We start from the raw sequence: 2,854 nt of genomic DNA on the forward strand, positions 1-2,854 counted from the left end.
ATCACTCACCGCCTCAGAACGGACCCGTACACGCCACCGCTTTGATACGCCTGATGGAGAAAGCTTGTACCTGCGGTTACCGAGAGGAACTATCCTACAGGATGGGGACTTACTGCGATCGCAAATAGGTGATGTGGTGATTCGCATTGCTGCTAAACCGGAAGATGTACTAACAGTAACCACTCAGAAACCTCTCGATTTGCTGCGAGCCGCCTATCATTTAGGCAATCGCCATGTACCTTTGGAGATTACTCCTAACTATTTAAGGTTATCTCCCGATCCGGTTTTAGAAGCGATGTTAGAACAATTGGGGCTGAATGTCAAAAGTGAAATTCTTCCCTTTCACCCCGAAATTGGAGCTTATGGGCACAATCATTAATTAGTTGTTGGTTATTGGTTGTTCGTTGTTAGTTTTTGGTTATTAGTTGTTCGTTATTGGTTGTTCGTTCTTATTGCCCACCAACAAACAACAAACAACAAACAACAAATAACAAATTATGCAATCCGGTCAGATTAGACTCAATAAAGTAACGAGAGAATGGGTGATTTATGCCCCCAGTCGGCGTAAACGTCCCCAAGATTTTCAGCAAAGCCATCGCCCGAAACAATCTCTCATTACTAGAGATACGAAATGTCCGTTTTGTCCTGGAAACGAACATATATCAGAGTTCATTGTTTTGGAGATACCTAACCAAAATCACGATGGTTGGCAGACTAGAATACTTTCAAATAAATTTCCTGCTCTAACACCAAATGAAAATACACGTCGCTGGATAGATGGGATTTATTTAGCTATGCCCGGTTATGGTCAACATGAGGTAATTGTTGAAAGTCCCAATCATAATGATGATATCGCTACCATGCCCATTGAAGCAGTGGAAATGGTGATTGAAACCTATCACAAACGCTATATTGAATTAATGGCGTGGCATGAAAATATGATGGGGATTATTTTTCGCAATCACGGTGCTAAGGCTGGTGCATCTTTAATTCATCCTCATTCTCAATTTATTGTTACGGGTATTGTTCCTCAACATATTCGCTGGCAGGAGCAAGAAGCGCAGCAATATTACGATCACTGGGGCAGGTGTGTGTACTGCGATATTTTAGAATTTGAAATGCAAAACCGCAGGCGAGTTGTTGGGGAAAATTTATCGTTTCTAGCATATATCCCTTTTGCCGCAGAAGTCCCTTTTGAAATTTGGATTATGCCCAAAGATCATCAAGCCGACTTTGGCAGTATTTCCGATCGCCAGAAATCAGATTTTGCTGCTATTTTAAAGGAGGTTCTTGGTAAATTGTACGAAAAATTAAACGATCCGGATTATAATTATGTTATCAATACAGCGGCACGGTACAAAGCCGAGGAACCCCAAGTACATTGGTATTGCCAAATCCAACCTAAATTGATAACAGAAGCTGGCTTTGAGATGGGTTCAGGAATTAATATTAATCCGTCTATCCCTGAAGCGGATGCGGATTTTTTAAATGAGTGATTTATAGCTGTTTTCAGTTAACCTAATTTCCCTTCCCAGAATGAAAAAAGTTAACTATTTGACATGTTCAATAGTGTGGCGTATCCCGATCTATGTTTGTTACCTTGGAAAGTATAACAGGACTTATACAAAACATATATCTGTAGGGTGTGTTACGCTACCCTTCGGGAACGCTTCGCGAATGCTAACGCACCATCTACGCTATTAGAGTGTCGCTGCCTAAGTCCTATATAAGTGTCAGCCTGTGACTATTTCTACTAGTAACAAACGGCTATCTATTGACGGAAGATCGGTTACAGGCTATCGAGTGGAGTAGACGATTACTTATGGCAGGCTCAATCTTGCAATCTACTAAATTTCTGTAGACTTGAAAAGCAGTCAAACTCAGGTTAACAAATCGGCTGTCTCATCGTCTGCTTGGTTAAATTATAAAAAAAATTGGAGAGTATCTGTGGCAATTATAATTTCCTTCATAAACCTTAAAGGAGGTGTAGGAAAAACAACAACCGCTGTCGCGGTTGCTGAAATGCTATCAGGCGTGTTCGATCGCAAAGTTTTGGTAATCGATCTCGATCCGCAAACCAATGCAACCTTAATGCTGATTGGCGAAGAAAAATGGGAAAATCTCAACGAGAATCACCACACCATAGCACAACTATTTCTCGATGCTATTTACCCAAATTACTCAAAGTTTAATCTCAAGAAAACTCTACAACATCAAGTTTCTAATGTCAGAGATTTAATAAATTTAGACTTGCTCCCTTCCAGCTTAGATCTGATTAACATACAAGACAGACTAGGAACAATTTCCACTGGAAGATTCTACGCAGCGAATCCAATTAATATTCTCCGTCGTGGCATAAAATCAATTATCGATCAATACGACTATATTCTCATCGATTGTCCTCCCAATCTAGGCATTGTTACCCTTAATGGGTTGAGAATTTCCCACGGTTATATCATTCCTACTATCCCGGATATTCTTTCAACTTACGGGATTCCTCAAATTACCAAAACACTGGGCGATTTCTCCGAAACCATTGCCGAAACTATTCATCCACTTGGGATTGTGATCTCACAGTACCATCCCGGGATGAGTCTCCACGATCGCGTGATCAAAGATTTACGCCGCTATAGTAAAGATGCCCGAGTATTTGAAACCCAAATCCCTCACAAACAGCAGATTGCAGAAGCCGTTGAATTTGACCACCCCAATAAGTTTACCACCCTCCGGCAAAAATGGGGATATGGTGGTCAGTTTGAAAAATATCTGAATTTAACCAAGGAAATCAGAATTGCTGCTAGTCAAGTATTGAAGTCAAAATAAAATTTCACGATCAGGTGTGGGGAATGGGGAA

At 40.7% G+C, this 2,854-nt stretch carries 3 protein-coding genes; all 3 read left to right on the forward strand.

The window, feature by feature from the left end; genetic code table 11:
- Positions 1 to 379, forward strand: a 379-nt coding sequence (gene ureE / locus NJ959_RS28080) for an urease accessory protein UreE (protein WP_254015058.1), incomplete at its 5' end; no start/stop codon positions are given.
- Positions 380 to 497: 118 nt separating this feature from the next.
- On the forward strand, positions 498 to 1,496 hold the full coding sequence (galT, locus tag NJ959_RS28085; RefSeq protein ID WP_254015059.1) for a galactose-1-phosphate uridylyltransferase: 999 nt from the start codon (positions 498 to 500) through the stop codon (positions 1,494 to 1,496).
- A 451-nt stretch (positions 1,497 to 1,947) separates the two neighbouring features.
- A complete protein-coding gene (locus NJ959_RS28090; protein WP_254015060.1) occupies positions 1,948 to 2,823 on the forward strand; it encodes a ParA family protein in 876 nt (291 codons plus the stop codon).
- Positions 2,824 to 2,854 lie beyond the last annotated feature (31 nt).

The sequence above is a fragment of the Limnofasciculus baicalensis BBK-W-15 genome (genome assembly GCF_024178385.1).
Lineage (GTDB): Bacteria > Cyanobacteriota > Cyanobacteriia > Cyanobacteriales > Coleofasciculaceae > Limnofasciculus > Limnofasciculus baicalensis.

Excerpts from the sequence above, each read along its gene's own strand:
- galT (WP_254015059.1), top strand. The coding sequence starts at position 498 with ATGCAATCCGGTCAGATTAGACTCAATAAAGTAACGAGAGAATGGGTG.